Source organism: Clostridium sp. CTA-6 (genome assembly GCF_054768115.1).
The window spans coordinates 1-1,648 of sequence record NZ_BAAAAU010000028.1; the positions used below are offsets into that span (position 1 = coordinate 1).

Below are 1,648 nucleotides of genomic sequence, written 5' to 3' on the forward strand. Positions count from 1 at the left end.
AGCTTCAAAGCGCTGATGGTACTGCAGGGGAGGCCCTGTGGAAGAGTAGGTCGTTGCCAGATGAAATTATATGGCTCGATAGCTCAGTCGGTAGAGCAGAGGACTGAAAATCCTCGTGTCCCTGGTTCGATTCCTGGTCGAGCCACCAAAAAAGCACCTAAGATAAATATCTTAGGTGCTTTTTATAGTAAGTTAAATTTTAAAGTGGAATTATACTTAAAATTTAGTTTCTTTTATGTTAAAATTAAACTGTAATAGAAATAAATTTATTATAAAGGAGATTTTTTATGGAAAATAATATCGTGGCTATAGTTAATGGGCAAGAAATTACAGATAAGGATGTAGATAATACAATACTTAGCTTCCCAAAGGAAAGACAAACGTATTTAAATACAGAAAAGGGAAGAGAAGACTTAATAAAACAAATGATTGATTTTGAACTTTCATATAATTATGCTAAAGATATGAAAGTTGATGAAACAGAAGACTTTAAAAAACAATTAGAAGCTACTAAGAAGCAACTTTTAATACAAGTAGCGGTATCTAATGTTTTAGCTAGAGCTACAGTTGCAGAAGAAGAAGCTAAAAAATATTATGAAGAAAATAAAGAAGAGTTTAGAACACAAGAACTTATAACAGCAAGACATATATTAGTTGATTCAGAAGATGAAGCTAATAGTATATATGGAAAAATAAAAAATGGATTAGATTTTTCAGAAGCAGCTGAAAAATATTCAAAATGTCCTTCAAAAGCTCAAGGGGGAAGTTTAGGAACATTTACTAAAGGTCAAATGGTTCCAGAATTTGAAAAAGCAGTGTTTGAAGCAGAAGTTGATAAAGTTACAGAAGCTGTTAAAACTCAATTTGGATATCATTTAATAATAGTTGATAATATAAGAGAAAGTATGATTAAGCCTTTTGATGAAGTTAAAGCTATGATAAATAATAAACTTTTACAAGAAAAACAAAATCAACAATATAATGAGTTTACACAAAACTTAAGAGATAAATACACAGTTGAAATAAAATAATATAATAAAAAAGATAGCAATTAATTTGCTATCTTTTTTTATTTAATAATATGTATATTTAATAATATGTATATTTAATAATATGTATATTTAATAATATGTATATTTAATAATATGTATATTTAATAATATGTATATTTAATAATATGTATATTTAATAAATTTAAAGGACATAATGATATTGTAAAATAGATAAAATCTATTTTGAATTATATTATTATTAATAGAAGATAGTTATATATACTAATAAACTTAAAAATAGACATAAAGCTTGCCAGGCGTATCAATATGCTTAAACTATATAAATTAATAGTATATTAGAGTAAATGTGATTTAATATTAATATTTTAGTATCTACATTAAAACTAAAATTTTATTATTTGATAACATATATATTGTTGCTTATAGGCAGCGTACATGAATGAATGGAATTAAAGTTCATGTAAAAATATTTCTTGACAAAGAACAACAAATTTGTTAAGATATAAAAGTCGCTGAGGCGATGTGGTCTTTGAAAATTAAACAGAGAATTAACAAGAAACATTCTTGTAACAGCCAGTAAGATAAGGTAATAAACCTTGTCAATGAATTTGAGAAGAGATTAAACTTTAAAATTG

1 protein-coding gene and 1 tRNA gene are annotated in these 1,648 nt (G+C 25.9%); both read left to right on the forward strand.

Going from position 1 to position 1,648, the window contains the following annotated elements:
• Positions 1-72 precede the first annotated feature (72 nt).
• Positions 73-148: transfer RNA gene (locus ACYUDJ_RS21215), tRNA-Phe, on the forward strand.
• A gap of 139 nt (positions 149-287) precedes the next feature.
• A complete protein-coding gene (locus tag ACYUDJ_RS21220; RefSeq protein WP_003482811.1) occupies positions 288-1,031 on the forward strand; it encodes a peptidylprolyl isomerase in 744 nt (247 codons plus the stop codon).
• The last annotated feature ends 617 nt before the right edge of the window (positions 1,032-1,648 follow it).